This window comes from Jiangella asiatica (assembly GCF_004349065.1).
GTDB lineage: Bacteria > Actinomycetota > Actinomycetes > Jiangellales > Jiangellaceae > Jiangella > Jiangella asiatica.
In genome coordinates, this window is record NZ_SMKZ01000079.1 from 1 (window position 1) to 22,284 (window position 22,284).

Genomic DNA, 22,284 nt, shown 5'->3' on the forward strand with positions numbered 1-22,284 from the left:
GAGCGGGGGCAACGGGGGTGTCAGGGTGCGCGGTCCAGGACGACGAGGGCGCTGGCGTAGTCGCCCACCAGCGGGACGCGCAGGCCGTGGTGCATCAGCAGCGCGCCGCTGTGCCGGGCGCCGGTGTCCGCGTCGACGTAGACGGCGGCCGGGTCGAGGTCGCGCAGCCGCAGCAGCACCGTCCGGCGCAGGTGCCGCACCGACGGGGCGAACGCGAACACCGCGAGCTGGCCGCCGTCGGGCGCCTGGTAGCTGAGCGCGGTGACGTCGTCCGGCGCGTCCGCGTCCAGCCGGCGCACCGTGCCGAACTGGACCGTCGTGCGGATGTGCTTGTAGCGGGTGACGTGCTCGGCGGCCCCGGCCAGCTCGTCCGTCGACCACGTGGCCAGGTTCCCGCCGATGCCGAGCAGTCCGCACATCGCGGAGTGGAACCGGAACCGCAGCGGGATCTCGCGCTTGGTCAGGTAGGTGGGCGAGTCGGTGACCCAGGCCATCATCGTGTGCGGCGAGTGCGCGCGCAGGTAGCCGTGCTGGATCGCCAACCGCTCCAGGGCGTCGGTGTTGTCGCTGGGCCAGGTCCACTCGGTGCGGGACATGATGCCGAGGTCGGCCCGGCCGCCGCCGGAGGCGCAGCTCTCGATCCAGACGCCGGGGTGCAGCGCCCGTACCCGGTCGATCACCTCGTAGAGCCCTTCGACCTGCGCGATCCACGGTGAGCTGGCATCGACGCCGTCGGAGGCCTCGGTGAGCGGCCGGTTCAGGTCCCACTTCAGCGCGTCGATCGGCGCTGAGGACAGCAGCCCGTCCAGCGCCGTGACCAGGTGGTCGCGGACCTCCGGCCGGCTCAGCGCCAGCAGGTGGGTCTGCCTGGCCAGCGTGCGGGGCCGGGTCGGCCACTGGAAGATCCAGTCGGGGTGGGCGCGGAACAGCTCGCTGTCCGGGCTCACCGACTCCGGCTCGACCCACACGCCGAAGCGCATCCCGAGCCGGTGCACCTCCTCGGCCAGCGGCGCCAGCCCGTCCGGGAAGCGCCGCGCGTCCGGCGTCCAGTCGCCGATGCCGGCGCTCTCGTCGTCGCGGCCGGCGAACCAGCCGTCGTCGACCACGAACAGCTCCGCGCCGAGGCCGGCGGCCCGCCGGGCCAGCTCGACCTGCGACTCCGGGCGGACGTCGAAGAACGTGGCCTCCCAGCTGTTGTAGAGCACCGGCCGGATGGTGTCCGGCCGGGGCGCGACGTGGCGGCGCTCGTAGCGGTGCCACCGGTCGGTGAGGTCGTCGTGGCCGGCCGCGGTGTAGACGCCGGCGACGACGGGGGTCGTCCAGGAGGTGCCCGGTGCCAGCGGCAGGCGCAGGTCGTAGTCGTTGACGCCGGCGGTGACGTGCAGCCGGCCGTCGAAGGCGAGCTCGCCGACGAGGCGCCACGACCCGCTCCACGCGAGCGCGACGCTCCACACCTCGCCGGTCGTGTCGCCGGCGCCGGCGTCCAGGGCGAGCCACGGCTGCGCGGCGTGGCCGGGGATGCCGCGGCGCGACTCCAGCACCAGCCGGCCGGGCCCCAGCGCTCGCCGCGTCACCTGGGTCTCCGCGGCGTACATGCCGGCCAGCCAGGTCGCCTCCCATCGCGGCCGCCACGGCAGCGGCCAGCTCGCCGACGCGGCCCGGTCGACGACGACGGGGTGCTCGCCGCGGTTGACCAGCTCGCACCGACGCTCCAGGACCCCCTCGTCCGGGCGCACCCGGTAGCTCAGCACGGCGTCGAACGGGTAGTGCCGGTCGGTGAGCGTCACGGCCAGCTCGTCGCCGGCGATCCGGTGTCCTGCGTAAGCCAGGTCCAGCGCGCGGACGCCGTCGGCGAACTCCACCTTCAGCGCGGTCTCGTCCAACCGGCGCCCGCCGTGCTGCACCAGCTCCTCGGTGTGCGCCCGCGGGTGCGACCACGTATTGGAGCCGAAGTCGCGAGCGTCGTCGCCCAGCAGCGCCGCGACGTCGGACGCCCCCAGCGGACCGCCCCAGTGCAGGTGGCGCAGGCTGCCGTCGGCGCCGACGGCGAAGGCGTAGGAGAAGCCGGAGCCGGTCAGCAGGAAGGCGTCGTGGTCCGGCAGGTGGCGGATCGCGGTCGAGTCGGTCACGCCAGACACTAGACGTGGGACGCTGTTCCATGTCAAGGTTCTGCGCCGACGGACCGACGACCGACGGACTGGAGGCGGCCCATGACCGCGCCGACGCCACGGCTGGACCACGACGGGGTCCGGGTCACCGGCACGTCCTACCTCTGGAGCTGGGACCGCGACCGCGACGTCATGGAGCTGGCCGACCGGCGGGCCCGCACGATCGTCACCGCGCCGATGCAGCCGGCGGTGGTGACCGCGGCCGACGGCGCCACGGCGCGCTGGTCGCCCGGCGTGGTGGACCGCGCCGACGTGGACGGCGACCGGCTCGTCGTCACCTACACGAAGGTCAACGGCGCCGACACGCTCACGCTCACCTGGCGGTTCGAGGCGGAGCGGTGCTGGCTGGAGCTGGTAGCGCTCACCCTCGACGGACCCGTGGACGTCGTGTCGCTGCACTACTTCGCCCAGCCGCCCGAGACCGGCGAGACCAGCGCCGACGGCACCGACGAGCCGGCACCCGGTCTGCACTGCCGGTATCTCGTGCACCCCGGCGTCTCCGGGTCGGCCGTGACCAGCCCGCTGATCCACACCCAGACGAAGCTGGACACGACGACGTGGCTCGGCCGCGGCGGCGGTGGTGTCGTCGGGCCACGCCAGCAGTGGGGCCTTCCGGTGCACTACGTCTGCGGCATCGGCTCGACCCCGCACCCGGTCGAGCCGGGCGCGCTGACCACCGGGCTGAGCGACGCGTTCTGCGTCGGGCTGGCCGACCTGCCGGCCGGTGACCTGCTGTTGCGCTTCCGCGACGAGCGGTTCGCGCCGGTGCTCCAGCTGCGCGGCGACCTGTGGGGGCATCTGCGCGGGCCGGGCGGGTTCGAGCTGGGCGCGCGGCTGGTGTGGACCGTCGGCGCCGGATACCCCGAGGCGATCCGCGCCTACCAGCGCGCCCTGGTCGAGACCGGCGCCGTCGCGGTGGCGCCGTCGTCGCCGAACAAGGCCGCCGCGGCGACCGCGTCGCAGTTCAACACCTGGGGCGCGCAGCTGGCCGCGGGCCGGGCCTCGCAGCGCTTCGACCAGGCCGCGCTGGACACGATCGACGCGCAGCTGGTGGCGTCCGGGCTGGACGTCGGCATGGTCGTCGTCGACGACAAGTGGGAGGGCGAGTACGGGCGGCTCGAGCACGCGGCGGACCGGTTCCCCGCGTTCGAGGCGACGCTCGAGCGCATCCGCGGGCGCGGCCTGCTGGTCGGGCTGTGGGCGGCGTTCCTGCGCTGCGACGACCCGGCGACCCACGGGCTGGGCGAGGCGGACCTGCTGCGCGGCCCCGACGGAGCCCCGGTCGTGCTCGGCCCGGCCGACGCGCCGTACTTCCTGTTCGACGTGACCCGGGCCGGCGTGCGGGAGGTGCTGCGCGAGCGGATCGCCGCGTTCGTCGCGCGGTACCGGCCGGCGCTGGTGAAGTTCGACTTCGGCTACGAGATCCCGGACCTGTCCCGCTGCGCGCCGTCTGACCCGGCCTTCGGCGGCGAGCGGCTGCTGGGGCTGGCGCTGGAGGTCGTGGTGGGCGCCCTGCGCGCCGCCGACCCCGATGTCGTCGTCATGTACTACGCGCTGTCGCCGCTGTTCGCGCCGTATGTCGACGTGCACAGCGTCGACGACCTCTGGCTCAACGCGCACGAGTACCACGCCGAGGTCAACCGGCGGCTGTTCTTCGGCCGGCTGCTGGGCGAGCTCGGCGTGGTCAGCTACGGCTCCGGCGGCTACGACTGGGCGCACCAGGCCGACATCTGGTTCGACTCCGTCGGCGCCGGCCCGCTGGGCATGCTCGGCGCGTTCACCCGCGACCTCTCCGACAGCTCGTGCCCGCCGGAGCTGGTGGCTCTGCACAACGGGCTGGTCCGGCTGAGCCGGCGGAACACGCGGTTCCGGCTGGAGGCGATCGGCGCCGGCGGGCTGGGGCCGGTGACCGGCGCGCGGTCGTCGTCGTGGGTGCGGTTCGAGGACGACGTGCCGGTCCTGGTGGCGCTGCGCGTACACGACTTCCTCGGCGCGCCCGGCGTGCGCGAGTACGGCGACCTGCTGGCCGCCGACGTCGACGTCGCCGTCGCTGCCCTCGACGACGACGGCGATGGCTTCGCACGGGCGCGGCGGATCGGGGTCGTCACTCGCGGCGCCGGCCGGGTCGTGCTGCGCTTCGTCGACGACGGCGAGCAGGTCACCGTCGTCGCTCACACGCTGAACGGCCGGCGCAGCGAGTCGGTGCGCCGGTCGACGGCGGACGGGCTCGCGCTCGCGCCGCCCGCCGCCGTCGACGGTGACCCGGTGACCTGGCTGGAGCTCACCCGCCAGGGGAGATGACCAGATCGTCGATGAAGAAGGACATGCCGTACTCGATGAGGTCGCCGGTGGTGAACGTGACCCCGGCCAGGGTGTCGGCGGCCTCGGCGGTGGTGCCGGTGGTGAACGTGTCGCCGCCGATGGTCACGGTCGCCTCGTCCACGGACGCGTCGACCGTGACCGGCACCCACGTGTTCAGCGCGATCGGAGCGCTGAGCCGGCCCAGCGCCGTCCAGGCCGAGCCGTCGGAGACCTCCAGCATCTGCGCCGGCTGCGCGGTGGTGCCGGGCAGGAGACGGAACCGCCACGGCTGGGTGGGCTGGTCGCCGTCGAGGCCGTCGACGGCGAAGGTGAACGGCCCGCGGTAGTCGTTGGTGGCCCACTGGAACGACGTGACCTGCCGCGTGGTATCGGACGTGACGGTGCTGGCCACGGCGTTGTCGTCGAAGAACTTGTCGAACAGGCGCAGCGAGGAGGCGCTGTCGTGTCCGCCGAGCTCCTGGTCGGTGACCGTGGTGTTCCTGCTGTCGGTGAAACCGCGCGGGATGCCGTAGAGCGGGTCGTTCTCGAACGTGTCGACGTCCGCGGCGTAGAACTCGATCTCCGTCACCGGCGTCTCGACCTGTGCCGCACCCGTCACGCGCACGAACCGGGCCGGCTGCGGGTCGATGTCGGTGTAGCGCATCGCGTAGTCGCGGGTGTCGTCGGCAACGACCACCGGCTCGCTCCAGGTCTCGCCGTCCACCGAGAGCTGGACCGTGGCGTCGAGCGGCTGGCCGGAGCCGAGCATCAGCCCGATCCGGTTCAGGGTGTACTCGCGGTCCAGCTCGACGGTCATGGACGGCTCACCGCGCCGCGTGGTGAGCACGGCGGCGGAGTGCGGCCGGGAGCTTCCGTCGAACGCGCCCTCCGGGCGCTGCTCGGGGAAGCGCGGGTCGGGCCGGCGCGGGAACGTGCCGGTGACCGTCGCCGTGCCGTTGAGCAGCTTCGTCTCCAGATCGATCTTCCCGGTGCCGGGGGTCACGGCGTGGACGTACGCGGCGAAGACGCCGTACTGCTCGTGGTAAGCCTTGCAACCCCAGACGTGGCAGAGGTCGCCGAAGAACACCGTCCGATCGGCGTCGACGTTCACCATCGTGGTGTTGCCGCTGGACCCGTCGTACCGGCCGTTGCCGGTCTCCGACGGGTAGCGCACGTACACCGTCGCCTCCTCGTCCCACGTCTCGCCGGTGCCGTCGTGATCGACGTAGGCGCGGTTGTCCGGGCGGCCGGTGCTCAGCAGCATGACGCCGTTGGGCTGCAGCACGACGTCCGGGTAGATGCCGACCACCTGGTTGCCGTCGGGGTCCAGCAGCGGCTCGGCCGGCGTCCAGGTGTGCGCGTCGTCATCGGAGAAGCTGACCCGCAGCCGCGACGGGTGCTCGCCCTCGGTCCGCAGCACGGCGACCAGCCGGCCGTCCGCGGTGCGCGACCAGCCGACCTCGTTGGTGCCGATGTCGGACGGCACGAACGAGCGCTGCGTCCACGTCTGCCCACCGTCGGTGGACTGGAGGAACGCGCTGATCCGGCGGCCGGTGGACCGGTACGCCGTGTACACCGGCACCACGATCGCGCCGTCGTCCAGCACCATCGGGATGCGGTGAACGCGAAGCCCGCGGTCGGTGCCGGCGAACTGCTCACCGTCCGGCGGCCGGAACAGCCCTTCGACGAGGCGCCAGGTCTTGCCCTCGTCGGCCGAGTGCCACGAGCGCAGGTACACCGACGTGCGCTCGGCGTCGGCCCACTCCGGGATGAAGTCGATGGCGAACAGCGAGCCGTCCGGCAGCCGGGTCATGTTCAGCGAGCTGACCGGGTAGTTCCGCTGCGTGGTGAGGAACGAGACCGAGGAGTCGTCGGAGACGGACATGTTGAGGATCGAGTCGGCCGACGCGACGTCGTCGTTGACGATCGACGAGACGAAGACCTTCTGCTCGGTCCGCCCGTCGACCACCGTGTCCATGCCGAACGACGCCGGCACGACGGCGCGCGGGCCGGGGCCCCAGTTCAGCACGTTCCAGTGCGGGCCGATGCCGGTCGCGTAGGCGGCCGGATCCGGCCCGTCGCCGGCCGGCAGCGGGTTCTCCGCCTCCACCGGCAGGTCCGCCGCCCGGTCCACCGGGTCGTCGGGTCCGAGGTTCGTGGCGAGCAGCGCGACCGCGGCGGAGAAGCCGACCAGGCCGCTGACGACGTTGGAGAGACGTGGCATGAGGAACTCCCGACACTCGACGGACGACTGAGTGAAATTCCGTTCCATACACGTGCGGCGGACCGTAGTCCCTCGCTGCTGTCATCGTCAATACCGGCGCAAGCTGGACGAATCCTTGACATGGAACCGTTCGCCGTGTTCCCTCCCCGGTAGCACGCGACGTGCCACAGCCCTGCGCACCGCCACCCCGGCCGCGGTTCCGCCGCCGCCCCGCCGCCTCAGGGAGTCGCCATGGTCAGCAAGGTTCATCCGCAGTGGTTCGGCCGGCTGGCCCGGTCGGGATCGGCCGCCGTCGCCGTCGTCGCGGCCGTCGCGGTGTCGTCGTCGGTGTTCGTCGCCGCGCAGCCGTTGCCGCAGCCCGTCGTCGGCAAGCCCGGCGTGCTGTTGCAGAACGGCGCGTTCGACGCCGGTGACCGCTCCGGCCATCCGATCGGCTGGGGGGTCGAGGGCAACGCCGACGGCGCCAACGTCGTCAACCTCGGCGCCTACCGCACCGCCGGTCTCGGCTCGCTGGAGATCAACGACGTCGCCGGCAGCGCCGTCTCGGTCCGCAGTGAGCGCGTCGTCGCGACCGCCGGCGACGCCTACACGCTGACGGCTCGACTGAAGGGCCGCAGCGGCAGTCCGGCCTGGCTGTACCTGGAGTTCTGGGACTTCAACCGCAACCGCATCGGCGTCACCCACGCCGAGCCGGAGTTCAGCGCCGACTGGCAGACGGTGACCGTGACCGGGGTCGCGCCGCCGGAGACCGCGCACGTGACGGCGCACGTCTACGGCCCGCTGGCTGGGGCCGGCGTGTCCTACTGGGACGAGGTCGAGCTGGCCGCCGAACCGCCGGCCTACGACCCGCAGCTGGGTACCGAGCGGGAGCTGTTCCTCGACGACTACCGCATCGAGTCCGCGCACGACGTCGAGCGCGTGGTGCACCCGGGCGAGAAGCGGCAGCTCCCGGTGCTGCGGCCGGACCAGCCGTGGGAACACAGCAGCTACATCTACGGCTCGGTGTACCTCATCGACGGCGTCTATCGCATGTGGTACACCTGCTTCAACGACCAGGCCCCCAGCTACCACACGTGCTACGCCGAGAGCGGCGACGGCATCAGCTGGGAGAAGCCGCTGGGCCGCTCGACGGTCTCCGGGGTCGGCTACAAGGACATCCCCGCGTCGCAGACCAACATCGTGCTGGCCGGCAGCGGCGCGCACGTCGTCTACAACCCGGACGCGCCGGCGGACCGGAAATACTTTCTGATGAAGACGCAGCCGGCACCGGGCGTGCCCGGCGGCAACGGCTACTGGGGCTGGATCTCGCCCGACGGGTACAACTGGACGCCGATGGAGGGCGGCCCGCTGCTCCACGACGGCGACGTCGTGCAGACCACCTGGGACCCCCGGTCCGAGCTGTACATCGCGACGGTCAAGAAGCGCATGTTCACCTCGCGCACCCCCGGCATCTACGAGCGGTCGGCGTTCGTCTCGACCAGCCCGGACCTGGAGACCTGGACCACGCCGCAGCTCGCGGTCAGCGGCGACTCCGCCGACGACGGAGCCGCCGAGGCGCTGGGCGGGCTGGAGGGCCAGATCTACGGCATGCCGGTGCTTCCGTACGAGAGCACCTACATCGGCGTGCCTTGGGTCTTCCTCACCACCGACTACACCTCCGGCGAGTATGCGACCGCGGCCGACGGGCCGGTGCTGCCGCAGCTGGCCAGCTCGCGCGACCTGCTGCGCTGGCAGCGACCGGTGCGCGAGCCACTGCTCGAGCCGAGCCGGGGCGGCGCGTGGGACGACGGCGCCCTCTACACCGCCTCGAACATCCTGGTCGACGACTCGACGATCACCATGTACTACGGCGGCTTCCAGAACGGCCACGGCGGCGCCGACTCCGACGACCCCAACCGCGACCAGCACTTCGGCAACGTGGGCCTGGCCACCTGGCGCCGGGACGGCTTCGCGTCCATGACCAACGCGTCGCTGCCCGGCGTCGGTGACCCGGGCGAGATCACCACCAAGCCGGTGGTGTTCGACGGCGGCCAGCTCAACGTCAACGCCGTGGTCCACGACGGCGGCAGCCTCACCGTGGAGGTCCTGACCGCCGATGGGGAGCCGATCCCGGGCTTCACGGCCGACGCCATGATCCCGATCAACGGCGACCGGCTCTCCGCGGCCGTGAACTGGCGCGGCTCGGCCCGGCTGGAGAGCCTCGCGGGGCAGCAGGTCAGGTTCCGGTTCCACCTGGTCAACACCGACCTGTACTCGTACTGGGTGACCGAGCGCTGATTCCCCTTGATCATCAACGGTTGGCGACGCCATGGCGTCGCCAACCGTTGATGATCAAGGGGAAGGCGCGAAGGGAGCTGTGATGCGCATCGTTGACGTCACCACCGTGCTGCTCACCGGGCCGTGCACCGACGACCCGTGGCTGCTGCCGTTCAAGCAGCGGCGCAGCGCCGCATTCATCGAGGTGCGTACCGGCGACCCGGGATACGTGGGCGTCGGCGAGACCTACGCCGGCTACTTCTTCCCCGAGAGCGTGCCGCTCGTCGTCGACTACCTACGCCCGATCCTCGTCGCCGACGACGCCGCGGTCACCGGCCTCGACGTGCCGACGCTGGTCCGTCGGATGCGCACCTGCTGTGCCTATTGGGGCCGGGTCGGGCTCGGCGCGGCCGTGATCGCCGGCATCGAGGCAGCGCTGTGGGACCTGAAGGGCAAGCTCGAGGGCGTGCCGGTGTACGAGCTGCTCGGCGGGCGCCGGCACGACCAGCTGCCGGCTTACGCCACCGGCGGCCCCGCTCCCTGGCCGGAGACCCGAATGCTGGAGAAGGTCGGTTACTACCGCAGCCTGGGCTTCCGCGCGGTCAAGCTGTCGTCGGGCTACCTGGACCTGGAGACCCGCGAGGAGGTCGCCGTCGGGCGGCGCGGCACGGACGCCGTCGCCGAGGTGGAGGTCTCGAAGCTCGCCGCGATCCGCCGCGAGTTCGGGCCGGACCTCGGCGTCCTGCTCGACGGGCACATGGGCCACCGTGAGAGCGCACTGAGGTGGGACGCGGACACCGCGGCCGCCGTCCTGGCCGCGCTGGCACCGTACGGCGTCCGGTGGTTCGAGGAGCCGCTGCCGTACGGCGACCTGGCCGGCTACGCCCGGCTGGTGGCGTCGTCACCGGTGCGGGTGGCTGGCGGCGAGCAGCTGTCGACAGCCGCGGAGTTCGAGGTGTTCGCCGCGCACCGGGCGTTGTCGATCGCGCAACCGGACGCGGCATGGATCGGGCTGGGCGAGTTCATGCAGGTCGCCATGGCGTTCGACGACGCCGGGCTCGCCATCGCGCCGCACGCGTGGGGCGCCGGGGCGGCGGTGATGCAGAACGTCCACGGCGCCTTCGCCGCGCCCAACACCGACATCGTGGAGGCGCCGCCGGCCGCGGGGCCGCTGCACCGCGAGATCTGGGGCGACTCGTTCCGGCTCGTCGACGGCGTCCTGTACCCGCCGCCGGCGCCCGGGCTCGGCGTCACCCTCACCGACGAGATCAAGCAGCGCTTCCCGTTCGTGCCGGGAGTCGAGGAGTTCTCCAGCGTGCCCGGCAAGGTGATGAGGAGCTGACGGTGACGGAGTCCGTGCTGGTCGCCATGCCGGTGCACGACGCGTGGCTCGCCCGGGTCCGCGAGCGGCTGCCCGGCGGCGTCGTCGACTGCCGCGAGCCGATCCGGCCAGGGCAGCGGCTGCCGGTCGCGGAGATCGGCGAGCGCACCGTCCTGTTCGCCGACCACGTCCCGGCCAACGCCGAGGACATGCCGGCGCTGCGCTGGATTCAGCTCGGGTCGGCCGGCTACCAACAGCTGGCCGGCCGCCAGCTGGCCGCCGGCGTGCGCGTCACCAACGCCAGCGGCGTCAATGACGTGCCGATCGCCGAGTGGTGTGTGCTGATGATGCTGGCACTGGCCCGCCGGCTCCCGGACAGCCTGCGCGACCAGGCCGAGCGGCGCTGGGACCGCGACGTGAGCTACCAGTCCGAGCTGCGCGGCCGCCGGGTCGGCATCTTCGGCTACGGCAGCATCGGCCGCGAGGTCGCTCGGCTCTGCAGGGCGCTGGGCCTGGAGGTGTGGGCGGTGGCGCGCAGCGGTGTCGAGCCGCGGCCGCACCGGTACCACCCTGACGACTCCCTCGAGGAGGTCCGGCCCGACCGCGGCTTCGCGCCGGCCCAGCTGGACGCGTTCCTGCGCGGCCTGGACGTCCTGGCGATCACCTCGCCGCTGACGCCGCGGACGCGTGGTGTCTTCGGCGCCCGAGAGCTGGCGCTGCTGCCCCGGCACGCGGTGCTGCTCAACCCCGCGCGGGCGCACGTCGTCGACGAGTCCGCCCTGCTGGCCGCGCTGCGCGACGGCACCCTCGCCGGTGCCGCCCTGGACAGCCACTACCGCGAGCCGATGCCGCCGGACGACCCGTTCTGGACCGCGCCGAACACCATCGTCACGCCGCACGTGTCCGGCTCGACCGGCAGCACCCACTTCGCCGACCGCGTGTGGGACCTGTTCGCCCGCAACCTCGACCGCTACCGCACTGGCGCTCCGCTGCTGAACGAGATCGATCCGGCCGACTGGCGGCATTGACATGGAATGACTTTCCGTGTCTGCTGGCAGCTCCCCGAGTCCTGGAGGGCAGCAGCGATGCGCGTTTCTCGGCCTCTCATCCTTGCCACGAGCGTCACCCTCGCCGGCCTCGTCGCCGCGGTGGTGCCGTCGTCAACCGGATCCAGCGGCGACGTCGACGTCCCCACCGACGGCGGCGACCCGAACGGCTACGTGATCGGACAGCACGACCACAGCACGGTCTTCGAGCCGGTGCCCGGCGTCATCGCCGGCAACGCCTTGGTCGAGGCGTTCGACGACGTCGACGCCGACGGGCTACCGACCCGCCGGGTGCAGATGACCTGGCAGTCCAACGAGGACGTCGCGGCCGCGGACAGCGAGGCCTCGATGATCCACTCCGACGACGGCGGATTCACCTTCCCCAGCGGCGTCAACACCGACACCGGCGCCGGCTGGTTCTCCAAGCTGCGTGACGGCTCGATCATCGGCGTGGAGTTCATCCCGCGACGGGTCATCGACGACCACACCGTCGAGCTGATCGCCCGTCGCTCCACCGACAACGGCCGGACGTGGAAGGACCTGCCGTCCACGTTCACCACCGACCTGTCCTTCGACGAGTCCAAGTTCGACCGCGGCATCCGCGTGCACCGCGACATCTTCTACGCCGCCGACGGCTCCCTGCTCATGACGTACTACACGACCTACGCCGGCGACCCGGGCTACCGCACGGAGCTCGCCCGCAGCACCGACGGCGGGCGCACCTGGCATCGCTACGCGACCGTCGCGACGTTCACCGACGGGGTCTGGATGGGCGAGTCGGGCATCGCCCGGGCCGCCAACGGCGAGCTGGTCGCCGTCCACCGCACCGGCACCCCGGGCGGCGCCAACGTCGGGCTGATCTACACCAACCGGTCCAGCGACGACGGGCGCACGTGGTCGCGGCCGCAGCCACTGCAGATCACCACCGCCTCCGGCGAGCCGGCGCCAACCACCGGCGTGATGCCGGTGCTGCGGCTGCTGCCCAACGGCATCATGACGCTGACGTTCGGCCGCCCGGACAACTGGATCGCCATCTCGCCGGACGGCCTCGGCCACAGCTTCGAGCAGGCGCAGACCACCTACGTCAACCACCCGCGCGTCAACGCGTCCTTCCAGCGCTTCCACGGCTCGTCCGGCAACGGCGCGCACGCGGTCGTCGGCGCCAACCGCGTCCTCGTCGTCGGCGACAACTGCGCGCCGAGCTGGGGATGCCCGGAGACCGACGCCGGCTTCACCATCGACGGCGAGTACCGCGTCTGGAAGAAGTTCGTCGACGTCGTCGCGCCGAACGTCGGCAAGATCGACCTGCTCGGAAAGTACGAGGCCGGCACCGTCACCATCGACACCGACATGAACCACGCCGACGCCCGGCTGCCGGAGACCGGCCCGCTGGGCGCGATCGACGGCAGCGCCGACTGGGCCTCGGCCGCGGTACAGGGCCGGCCGCGCGGCGACGGCACGTACACCGTCACCCTGGACCGCACCTACACGCTGAACCAGATCGGCCTGCACCTGCAGTACGGCGCGCCGTCGGCGGCCCGGGTCGAGGTCTCCACCGACGGTGAGACCTGGACAGAGGTCCTGGACACCGGCACGGTCACGACGTACGCACTGCGCTACTTCGAGCTGCCGGACGTCGAGGCCAGCCAGGTCCGCGTCACGGTCGCCGACACCGACCCGCAGGCTCTCGAGTTCCTCGGTGAGCTGGAGCTCTACTCCACGGTCGACTCCTTCGAGAACGACCCCGTCGGCCAGGTGCCGCGCGGCTACACCTCCGCCATCGGCGCCACCGTCACCGACTTCGACGTCGACGACTCCCGGCATGTCATGCGCCTGACCGACGCCTGGATCGACAAGATCGCCTCGGCTCGCTGGAGCTCCGACCCGGCCGACGAGCAGTCGCTGGCCTTCCGCGTCAACTCGATCGGCTACGCCCGCAGCTTCGCCTTCACCGTCCTCGGCTCCACCGCGGACGCGGAGGACGTGCCGGCCTACCACCTCAACGTCGGCTCCGACGGCAGCATCGGCTGGTACTCCTACGAGACGCAGATCTGGACGAAGCTCGCCCCGGCCGGCACCGCACCCCAACGGGTCTGGCACGAGCTGCGCGTAGACGCCACCCTGGACGGCGCCGAGGTCTTCCTCGGCGGCGAGTCGATCGGCACCGTCGAGCCATCCACCCTCGGGATCACCGCCCTGACCGGCCACCGTTTCGCCTCCAGCGGAACCTCCAGCCACTACGACCACTTCCTCATCGACGACGTCGAGCAGTCCTGACGTCCAAGGGTTCTGTCCCGACGTACGCGTCGAAGTGACGGTTGCGACTCCGACGGGGTCACGCCGCGGCCAGCAGTTGGTCGCGGCGTGACGGGTTTCCTCGTGGTGGCCACGCCGCGGGGGCAGGTGCGGGCCGCGCCGCCGCACGAGATCGAAGCGACCGACCCGCGATCGGAGCAGGTGCTGTGCGGGTGCTGGGCGAGGTCATGGCGGACCAGGCGGCCCGGCCATCGACTGGGCCGGGCGTGCGGGGATCGGCTAGCGGGCCGTGCCGTCGGCCTTCATGCCGGTCAGGACCTCGCGCGCCGCCTCGAGGGTGCGGTCCACGTCGTCCTCGGTGTGTGCGCCGGAGATGTGGTTGCGCTTGAGCGACATCGGGATCATGAGGAACCCGGCGTCGGTCATCCGGCGGTGGAAGGCGGCGTAGGCCTGGTTGTCGTTGCGCATGAGGTCGCGGTAGCCGCGGATCGGGCCGCCGGTGAAGTAGAGCGAGAACACTCCGCCGTAGCCGGCGACGGTGGCCTGGATGCCGACCTCCTCGACGATCGAGGCGAGGCCGGCGCGCATCCGCTCGCCCAGCGCGTGGGTGCGGGTGTAGAAGTCTGGGCTGGCGCGCAGGTGGTCGATGGTCGCGATCGCGGCGGTGGCGCCGATGGCGTAGCCGTTGAACGTGCCCGCCAGCAGCACGTCGCCCTTCTGGCCGTCGAAGCGCTCCATCAGCGAACGCGGACCGGCCAGGCCGCCGATCGGGTAGCCGTTGGCCATGCCCTTGCCGAAGGTCGTGAGGTCGGGGTCGACCCCGCAGATCTCCTGGTAGCCGCCGAGAGCGTGCCGGAAGCCGGTGATGACCTCGTCGAAGATGAGCAGCGCGCCCTGGTCGCGGGTCAGGGTGCGCAGGCCGTCGACGAACTCCTGGGTCGGCACGAGGGCGCCGACGTTGTGCGGGATCGGCTCGAGGATCACCGCGGCGATCCGCTCCGGGTACTGCTCGAACAGCGCCCGCACCGAGCCCAGGTCGTTGAACTCCGCGATCAGCGTTGAGTCCAGGGCGGAGTCCAGGATGCCGGCCGACAGCGGGTCGCGGCCGTAGGCCAGCTCCGGCGCGGAGATGACGTTGCGGGCGACGGCGTCGTGCCAGCCGTGGAAGCCGCCCTGGAACTTGACCAGGAGCTGGCGGCCGGTGGTGGCGCGGGCCAGCCGGACCGCCTGCGCGGTGGCCTCCGAGCCGCTCATGGTGGCGATCATCATCTCCGCGGACGGGATGACCTCGGTGATCCGGGTGGCCAGCTCCACCTCGAGCTCGGTGACGCCCAGCCCGAACAGGTCGATGGTGCCGACGACGGCGCGGACCGGGTCGTCGACCACCGGGGAGTTGTGACCGATCAGGATGGCGCCGAAGGCCGCGTGGTAGTCGAGGTAGCGGTTGCCGTCCAGGTCGACGACGTAGGCACCGTCGCCGCCGGCGAACGCGTACGGGTGCCCGACGTAGCGCGTCGCGGAGTTCACGCCGCCCGGGATCACATCGCTCGCGGCCTGGTGCAGCGCCCAGCCGCGGGCCGCGTTGCCGCGTGGGTTGTGGTCGGAGGCTGCGGTGCCGATCCCCGGGGCCATCGGACTCCTGTTCCCGCATCGACTCGGGCGGCGGCTGTTGCGCGGTCGCCGGACGACGCATCTCGGTGGTGTCGTTGGACGAGAGCGTAAGTGGCTCAACGGAGCATGGCAAGACGTTCCATTTTGCGTCGCGTTACGTGATCGACACAGTGAGGAGTCTTGACACAGTGGGACAGGCGGCCCAAGGATGACTCGGCATGGCACGCCATTCCGTGATTGCCGGCGGCACGGCCGGGCAACCGTCCTTGGGTGTGGTGATCGTGGGCGCCGGCTTCATCGCCGACCACCACGGTGCCGCGCTGCGGACCAGCGATCGCGCGCACCTGGCCGGGATCGTCGACGTCGACGCCGGGCGCGCCGCGACGGCGGGCCGCACGGCCGGCGGCGTGCCGTGGACCACCGACCTGGCCGAGGCGCTGGCCCGACCGGACGTGGACGCCGCCATCGTCTGCACCCCGAACGTCACGCACGAGGCGATCGCTCTTCAGGTCGCGGCGGCCGGCAAGCACCTGCTGGTCGAGAAGCCGCTCTCCGTCGACGTTCCGTCCGCTCGCCGAGTGATCCACGCGTTCGAGCAGGCCGGCACGACCGTGATGGCGGCGCACACCCACCGCTTCTACGACTACGCCCGCGCGGTCGCCGACGCAATCGGCGGCGGTGCGGTCGGCACGCCCGTGTTCGCCCGGCTGGCGCTGCTCGGCGGCTGGATCTGGCCGGATTGGCGGGCCTGGGTGGTCGACCCGGGCGTCTCCGGCGGGCACGCGTTGCACAACGGCGTCCACTTGCTCGACCTGGTGACGTGGTGGATCGGCGCCGAGCCGGTGAGCGTCTATGCCCGCGGCCGCAAGCAGACCGCCGCGGAGCTCGGTATCCACGACTACCTGGAGATGACGATCGACTACGACAACGGCGCCAGTGCGGTCTGCGAGATGAGCCGCGGCCACCGGCCGGCGTCGCTGGACCGGCGCGACGTTCTGGTTGTCGGCACCGACGGCATCCTGCAGCTCCCGACCGACGGGTGGGGATCCACCGTCGTGACGGAGTCAGGCACGGCGCTGCTGCACCCACAGGCCAGCGACGGGTTCGCGGTTCAGCTCGGCGCGTGGCTGGACGCGATCGACGGCGGCGCCGACGCCGCGATGACTCCGGCTGACGCGCTCCGCGCGGTGGCTCTGGGCGTCGCCGCGGAGCGGTCGATCGAGCGGGGCGAGCCGGTCTCCGTCGCCGAGGTCCTCGGAGGTGTGCCCGCATGAGCGACCGGGCCCTCGGGGTGCTGCTGCTCGGCTTCGCCGGGCTCGGGCCGGACCAGGACCACCAGCAGGACATGTACCTGCCCGCTTTCGGATCGCACCCGGGCTTCGAGGTGGTCGGTGTCGCCGACACGCCTGCCGGAGCATCGAGCTCCACCGGACATCGCCTCGCGGCCAAGCTCGGCGTCCCGGCGGCGGCCAGCTGGCGCGACGGGCTCACCGATCCCGCCGTCGACGTCGTCAGCGTCTGCGTCGAGCCGGGGCTGCGGGTCGAGGCGGTCACAGCCGCGCTTCGTGCCGGCAAGCACGTCCTGGTCGACAAGCCGCTGGCCCTGACCGCAGCCGAGTGCCGCGAGGTCGGCGCCGTCGCCGCCGAGACCGGCCTGGTCTGCCTGCCGGCCCACCACCAGCGGTTCCACCCGATGATCGGATCGGCCCTGGCCGCTGTGGCCGGCGGCAGGGTCGGTCTGCCGTGGAACGTGCAGGCCGACTTCCTGGTGGCCGGCGGCACGCCGTCGGAGGCCGGCGAGCTGGCCAACCTGGGCGTCTATCCGATCGACGTGGTGCTCGCGCTGACCGGGCAGCGGGTGCGCCAGGTGCACGCGCGGATCACCCGGCATTGGCACGACGGGCCCGCCGACGACCTCGCGCTGCTCTTCCTGACCCACGACCACGGCGTCACCAGCACCGTCAGTGTCGGGCGGATGCGCGCGCTGGCCGACACCCGGCCGGCCGGACTCGCCGTGCACCGGTACCGGATCAGCGGCTCGCACGGCGTGCTCGACGTCGACGCGGCCCGGCCCGCCGTCGCGGTGCGCCGGGCCGAGGCCACCGGTGCCACGTGGCACGGCGCCAGTACCGTCGGCCGGCTCCTCGACGTGTTGCACGCGGCGGTGACCGCCGGCCGGTCGTCCAGCCCTGGACCCGCGGATGCCCTGCACGTCGCCGAGATCGTCGACGCGGCCCGCGCCTCGGCCGCGTCCGGCGTCCCCGTTGAACTCCCCGACAGCGAGGAAGGCAGCCGATGAAGCTGGTCACCTACGTCCGCGAGGGCGTCACCCGCCACGGTTTCGTCGCCGACGAGGCGGAGAGCACCGTGGCAGAACTGGGCGACGGCGACCTCGCCGCCGTCGTCGAGTCCGGTGCCGGGACGACCACCGGCTGGCGGCCACCTGACGCCGTCGGCGAACACCCGATCGCCGACCTGCGAGTCCTGGCCCCGATCACGCGCCCTACGAAGGTGCTGGCCGTGGCCGCCAACTACCAGGACCACGTGGCCGAGGGCGGCGGCGAGCCGCTGGACAAAACCACTTTGGCGCCGCGGCTGTTCCTCATGCCCGGTACGGCCGTCGCCGATCCTGGCGCCGACATCGCACTGCCCGCCATCAGCAGCCAGGTGGACTGGGAGGCCGAGCTGGTGGTCGTCGTCGGACGCGGCGGCAAGGACATCCCGCTGGCGCGGGCGCTGGACCACGTAGCCGGCTACGCCGTGGGCAACGACGTGTCGGCCCGCTCGGTCGACTACGGGTACGAGCGCGACACCTCGTCTCCCGCGGTCGGCTTCTTCGACTGGCTCGCCGGCAAGTGGCCGGACGGGTTCTGCCCGTACGGCCCTTACCTCGTCACGGCCGACGAGGTGCCCGATCCGCAGGGCCTCGACGTCACGCTCGAGGTCAATGGCACGCTCCGGCAGAAGGGGAGCACCGCCGACATGATCTTCAGCGTGGCCGAGCTGGTCTCGTTCGCGTCGCGGCTGGTCACCCTCGAGCCCACCGACATCATCCTGACCGGCACGCCCGCCGGGGTCGGTGCCGCCTCGGGAACCTATCTGGCCTCCGGTGACGAGATGACGGTGCGCATCGCCGGTCTCGGCATCCTCACCAACCGCGTCGTGTGATCAATGTGGCCAACGGCCGGTGCGCCGGCCGCGCCAACCACCCCCGAGCCGGGGCGGTCCCGGCCCGAACAGACCATCTGAGAGGTAGCTGTGAGACGTTCCCGAGCGCAACGCGCAGCCGTGATCTCCGCCGGCATGGCCATGGTCCTCGCCGTCGCCGCCTGTTCCGATCCGACCCAGGACGACGACACCGGCAGTGCCGGTGACGAGGGCACGAACGGCGCGTCCGAGGACACCACGCTGAACGCGTACCTCTACCAGCCGCCGGCCGCGAACTGGAGCCCGATGGCACCGGCCAACGGCTCGGACGGCATCGTGATGAACCTCATCTACGACTCGCTGCTTGGCGTCGACCCCGACTACGAGCTGTACCCGCGCCTGGCGGTCGACATGCCGGAGATCTCCGAGGATGGCCTGACCATCACCTACACCCTCCAGGAGGGCCTGACTTGGAGTGACGGCGAACCGTTCACGGCCGAGGACGTCGTGTTCACGTACAACCTGATGGCCGACCCCGACACCGGCAGCACCGCGTCCGGCCGCTTCGCCGACGTCGTCGGCGCGCCCGAGGTGGCCGCCGGCACCGCCGACACCGTCACCGGCTTCACCGCACCCGACGACCACACCTTCCAGATCCAGCTGGCCAAGCCGAACGTGGGCCTCGTGGGCCTCACCGGGAACATCTGGATCGTGCCTCAGCACGCGCTCGAGAGCGTGCCGATCGACGAGATGGACACCACGGAGTTCTTCACCCAGGCGCCGACCGTGGGTCTCGGGCCGTACGTCTTCCAGGAGTACCGCACCGACCAGTACGTCCACCTGGTGAAGAACCCCGCGTTCCGCGAGGGCGAGGTGGACATCGACGAGATCTACCTGCGCCCGGTCACCTCCGACGTCGCCACCGCGCAGCTCGGCACCGGTGAGATGGACCTGGTGCAGATCTCGCCGGCGGACCTGGAAACCGTCGAGGCGCTGGACGGTATCGAGGTCGGCTCCGGTCCCGGCGCCGGCTACATCCGCACCTCGGTCAACGAGAAGAAGCCGTATCTGCAGGACGTCCGGCTCCGCCAGGCGATGCTCTACGCCATCGACCGGCAGCAGCTCATCGACGAGGCACTCGGTGGCCACGCGCAGCCGGTCAACTCCAGCTTCATGAACGACGCGCTCCCGGACGGCCTGGAGACCTACGAGTACGACCCCGACCGGGCCCGCGAGCTGCTGGCGGAGATGAACTGGGACCCGAACCAGGTGATCACGCTCACGTGGATTCCCGGTCAGCGCGACCGCGACACCGCGGCGACCGTCCTGGAGAGCCAGCTGGGCGAGGTGGGCATCAAGCTCGAGCTCAACCAGGTGCAGCCGGGCCAGCTGACGGACATGATGAACAACGGGACCTACGACATGACGCTGTACGGCGGCGGCAACTACGCCACCGAGCCTTTCGCGGTCTACGCGATCAACGGCTGCGACACCTTCTACCCGACCGGCGGCAACCTGTCGTACTGGTGCAACGAGGAGTTCGACGCGCTGATGCTGGAGGCCAACGCCACCGTCGACGAGACTGCCCGGTACGACCTGTACCGGCAGGCCGGGCAGATCGAGAACGCCGAGGTGCCGATGATCTACCTGTACAACCCGGACACGATCTGGGCGCACAGCGACCGGCTCTCCGGTTTCGTGCCGAACGGCGACTTCACGAACCCGTTCTGGAACGTCCAGGAGTGGTCCCTCGACGGATGAGCGGACCCGAAGGCAGCGGCAACCCCCGCGCACCCCGTTGATCGTGGAGTAACCGCAGAATCCCAGGGCGATATGTCCGATGGATTCCGCGGAAACTCCAAGATCAACGGGGAGGGGAGGAGGAGGTGAGCGGTGACGGCGTTCGTCGTCAGGCGGATCGTGGTGAACATCGTCGTCTTCGTCCTGATCGGGATCGGCGTGTTCCTGCTGGTCCGCGCGGCACCGGGCGACCCGGTCCGGATGATGATCAGGCCGGAGGACCTGCAAGAGGGCAGCGAGGCGTTCATCCAGGCCAGGCGCGCGGAGCTCGGGCTGGACGACCCCATCCTGGTGCAGTACGGGCGGTGGTTCCTCGACGCGATCACCGGTGACCTCGGCTCGTCGTTCGTCAACCGGCAGCCGGTCAGCGAGCTGCTGCTGGAGCGGCTCGGCCCGACGATCCTGCTGATGTCGACGGCGCTGGGCATCTCGCTGCTGATCGCGATCCCGCTGGGCGTGGTGGCCGCGGTCCGCCGCAACACCAGCGTCGACTACGCGGCCGCGGCGCTGAGCCTCGGCGTCATCTCGGTGCCGTCGTTCTTCCTCGGCATCGTCGCCATCTACGTCTTCTCGCTGCAGCTGGGCTGGCTGCCGTCGTCGGGCATGTCGACGGCGGGCGGCGGAGGCGGAGCCGACATCCTGAAGCACCTGATCATGCCCGCGGCCATCCTCGGCCTGGCCGGTGCGGGCCCACTCACCAGGTACGTGCGCGGCAGCCTGATCGACGAGCTCTCCGCCGACTACGTGCGCACCGCCGAGGCGAAGGGCGGATCGCCGGCGCGGGTGGTCACCAGGCACGCGTTGCGTAACTCGCTGATCCCGCTCATCACCATCATTATGATCAACATCCCGCAGATGCTGGCCGGCGCGGTCGTGCTGGAGCAGGTGTTCGCCTGGCCGGGCATGGGCCAGCTGGCGGTGCGGGCGGTGACCACGCAGGACTATCCGGTGATCGTCGGGTTCGCGCTCTACGTGGCCGCGCTGGTGCTGGTCTGCAACCTGGTGGCCGACCTCGCCTACGCCGTCGTCGACCCGAGAGTGAAGGTGACATGAGCGAGCTGCGACCGTCCCTCGACACTCCCGACGTCGCCACCGCGCAGGACGTGGTGGCCGCGGAGTCGACCACCGGCGCCCGCAGCCGTCGCCGCTCTCCGGCCGCGATGGCGATGCGCCGGTTCCGCCGCAACAAGGTCGCGGTGGCCGGCTCGATCTTCCTGCTGGTCATCCTGGTGCTGGCGGTGTTCGCGCCGCTGATCGCCGGGCAGTCGCCGAACGCCGTCGACCTCGGGGCCATCCGCCAGGCGCCGTCCGGCGAGCACTGGCTGGGCACGGACGCCTCTGGCCGTGACGTGTTCGCCCGGCTCATCTACGCCGCCCGGGTCTCGCTGCTGGTCGGCGTGGCCGCGGCGCTGCTGTCAGTGCTGCTGGGGACGGTGGTCGGCGCGGTGGCCGGGCTGTTCGGCGGCTGGGTCGACAGCGTGCTGATGCGCACCGCGGACATGGTGCTGTCGTTCCCGCCCATCGTCGTCATCATCGTGCTGGCCGGCATCCTCGGGCCGAGCATCCCCATCCTGATCCTGGCGATCGCGTCCACGACCTGGCCCACGCCGGCCCGGTTGGTGCGTGGCGTCACGCTGGCCGTGCGCGAACGCGAGTACCTGCACGCGGCCCGGGTTGCCGGAGCTCCCCGCCGCTGGCTCCTGCGCAAGCACATCGTGCCCGCGGCCATGGGCCAGATCGTCGTGGTCGGCACCATCTCGGTGGCCGGCGCCATCCTCGCCGAGGCGGTGCTGTCCTTCCTCGGGCTCGGCGTCCAGCCGCCGCAGGCCAGCTGGGGCAACATGCTCAACGACGCGCAAAGCCTGACGGTCATCCAGTCGATGCCGTGGCTGTGGCTGCCGCCGGGCCTGGCGATCGCGATGACGGTGCTCGCGGTGAACTTCGTCGGCGACGGGCTGCGCGACGCCGTCGACCCGCGGCAGACGGGGAGGTCATGATGACGCAGGCACAGCCCCTGCCCACGGACGCCGAGCCGTTGCTGGTCATCGACGACCTGGCGGTGGAGTTCCGTACCGACGAGGGCGTGGTCCGGGCCGTGGACGGTGCCGCGTTCAGCGTCGGCACGGGCGAGATCGTCGGCGTGGTCGGGGAGTC

At 71.6% G+C, this 22,284-nt stretch carries 14 protein-coding genes; 11 read left to right on the forward strand and 3 right to left on the reverse strand.

Translation table 11 applies throughout. From position 1 onward, the window contains the following. Positions 1-20: 20 nt before the first annotated feature. A complete protein-coding gene (locus tag E1269_RS30105) occupies positions 21-2,129 on the reverse strand; it encodes an alpha-galactosidase (RefSeq protein WP_203434223.1) in 2,109 nt (702 codons plus the stop codon). Positions 2,130-2,210: 81 nt separating this feature from the next. Here E1269_RS30105 and E1269_RS30110 point away from each other — a divergent pair, with 81 nt between their 5' ends. Next, positions 2,211-4,469 (forward strand): alpha-amylase family protein, encoded by a 2,259-nt coding sequence (locus tag E1269_RS30110; protein ID WP_203434224.1) that lies wholly within the window; start codon positions 2,211-2,213, stop codon positions 4,467-4,469. On the opposite strand, the gene E1269_RS30115 is transcribed toward E1269_RS30110, so the two are convergent. Continuing rightward, complete coding sequence (locus E1269_RS30115; protein WP_131901636.1) at positions 4,450-6,693, reverse strand: exo-alpha-sialidase; 2,244 nt, start codon at positions 6,691-6,693, stop codon at positions 4,450-4,452. The genes E1269_RS30110 and E1269_RS30115 overlap by 20 nt on opposite strands. A gap of 231 nt (positions 6,694-6,924) precedes the next feature. Here E1269_RS30115 and E1269_RS30120 point away from each other — a divergent pair, with 231 nt between their 5' ends. The 4 genes from E1269_RS30120 to E1269_RS30135 all read left to right on the forward strand — a co-directional run bounded on the left by E1269_RS30120 (position 6,925) and on the right by E1269_RS30135 (position 13,593). Next, positions 6,925-8,970 (forward strand): glycoside hydrolase family protein, encoded by a 2,046-nt coding sequence (locus tag E1269_RS30120; RefSeq protein WP_131901638.1) that lies wholly within the window; start codon positions 6,925-6,927, stop codon positions 8,968-8,970. A gap of 82 nt (positions 8,971-9,052) precedes the next feature. Beyond that, entirely contained in the window at positions 9,053-10,291 is a 1,239-nt protein-coding gene (locus tag E1269_RS30125) for a mandelate racemase/muconate lactonizing enzyme family protein (protein WP_162606693.1), read from the forward strand. A 2-nt stretch (positions 10,292-10,293) separates the two neighbouring features. Continuing rightward, positions 10,294-11,298, forward strand: a complete 1,005-nt coding sequence (locus E1269_RS30130; protein ID WP_131901642.1) for a D-2-hydroxyacid dehydrogenase — start codon at positions 10,294-10,296, stop codon at positions 11,296-11,298. A 57-nt stretch (positions 11,299-11,355) separates the two neighbouring features. Beyond that, positions 11,356-13,593, forward strand: a complete 2,238-nt coding sequence (locus tag E1269_RS30135; protein WP_162606694.1) for a discoidin domain-containing protein — start codon at positions 11,356-11,358, stop codon at positions 13,591-13,593. Positions 13,594-13,851: 258 nt separating this feature from the next. Here the strand turns inward: E1269_RS30135 and E1269_RS30140 are convergent, their stop codons facing one another. Next, a complete protein-coding gene (locus E1269_RS30140) occupies positions 13,852-15,204 on the reverse strand; it encodes an aspartate aminotransferase family protein (protein ID WP_131901646.1) in 1,353 nt (450 codons plus the stop codon). Positions 15,205-15,401: 197 nt separating this feature from the next. Here E1269_RS30140 and E1269_RS30145 point away from each other — a divergent pair, with 197 nt between their 5' ends. From E1269_RS30145 to opp4C, 6 genes are all read left to right on the forward strand, one after another. Next, a complete protein-coding gene (locus E1269_RS30145) occupies positions 15,402-16,457 on the forward strand; it encodes a Gfo/Idh/MocA family protein (protein ID WP_131901648.1) in 1,056 nt (351 codons plus the stop codon). Beyond that, positions 16,454-17,482, forward strand: a complete 1,029-nt coding sequence (locus E1269_RS30150; protein WP_131901650.1) for a Gfo/Idh/MocA family protein — start codon at positions 16,454-16,456, stop codon at positions 17,480-17,482. Before E1269_RS30145 ends, E1269_RS30150 begins: the two co-directional genes overlap by 4 nt. Further along, the gene (locus tag E1269_RS30155; RefSeq protein WP_131901651.1) at positions 17,479-18,351 is read left to right on the forward strand and encodes a fumarylacetoacetate hydrolase family protein; all 873 of its coding nucleotides are present in this window, start codon (positions 17,479-17,481) and stop codon (positions 18,349-18,351) included. The genes E1269_RS30150 and E1269_RS30155 overlap by 4 nt, the downstream gene beginning before the upstream one ends. Positions 18,352-18,471: 120 nt before the next feature. Continuing rightward, entirely contained in the window at positions 18,472-20,091 is a 1,620-nt protein-coding gene (locus tag E1269_RS30160) for an ABC transporter substrate-binding protein (protein ID WP_131901653.1), read from the forward strand. A 132-nt stretch (positions 20,092-20,223) separates the two neighbouring features. Continuing rightward, on the forward strand, positions 20,224-21,183 hold the full coding sequence (locus tag E1269_RS30165; RefSeq protein WP_131901655.1) for an ABC transporter permease: 960 nt from the start codon (positions 20,224-20,226) through the stop codon (positions 21,181-21,183). Then, on the forward strand, positions 21,180-22,127 hold the full coding sequence (gene opp4C / locus E1269_RS30170; protein WP_203434225.1) for an oligopeptide ABC transporter permease: 948 nt from the start codon (positions 21,180-21,182) through the stop codon (positions 22,125-22,127). Before E1269_RS30165 ends, opp4C begins: the two co-directional genes overlap by 4 nt. The last annotated feature ends 157 nt before the right edge of the window (positions 22,128-22,284 follow it).

Bases quoted from the DNA above. Each gene is read 5' to 3' on its own strand.
- E1269_RS30115 (WP_131901636.1), bottom strand. From the start codon at position 6,693: ATGCCACGTCTCTCCAACGTCGTCAGCGGCCTGGTCGGCTTCTCCGCC.
- E1269_RS30110 (WP_203434224.1), top strand. From the start codon at position 2,211: ATGACCGCGCCGACGCCACGGCTGGACCACGACGGGGTCCGGGTCACC.
- E1269_RS30125 (WP_162606693.1), top strand. From the start codon at position 9,053: ATGCGCATCGTTGACGTCACCACCGTGCTGCTCACCGGGCCGTGCACC.
- E1269_RS30135 (WP_162606694.1), top strand. From the start codon at position 11,356: ATGCGCGTTTCTCGGCCTCTCATCCTTGCCACGAGCGTCACCCTCGCC.
- E1269_RS30155 (WP_131901651.1), top strand. From the start codon at position 17,479: ATGAAGCTGGTCACCTACGTCCGCGAGGGCGTCACCCGCCACGGTTTC.
- E1269_RS30120 (WP_131901638.1), top strand. From the start codon at position 6,925: ATGGTCAGCAAGGTTCATCCGCAGTGGTTCGGCCGGCTGGCCCGGTCG.
- E1269_RS30145 (WP_131901648.1), top strand. From the start codon at position 15,402: ATGGCACGCCATTCCGTGATTGCCGGCGGCACGGCCGGGCAACCGTCC.
- E1269_RS30140 (WP_131901646.1), bottom strand. From the start codon at position 15,204: ATGGCCCCGGGGATCGGCACCGCAGCCTCCGACCACAACCCACGCGGC.
- E1269_RS30150 (WP_131901650.1), top strand. From the start codon at position 16,454: ATGAGCGACCGGGCCCTCGGGGTGCTGCTGCTCGGCTTCGCCGGGCTC.
- opp4C (WP_203434225.1), top strand. From the start codon at position 21,180: ATGAGCGAGCTGCGACCGTCCCTCGACACTCCCGACGTCGCCACCGCG.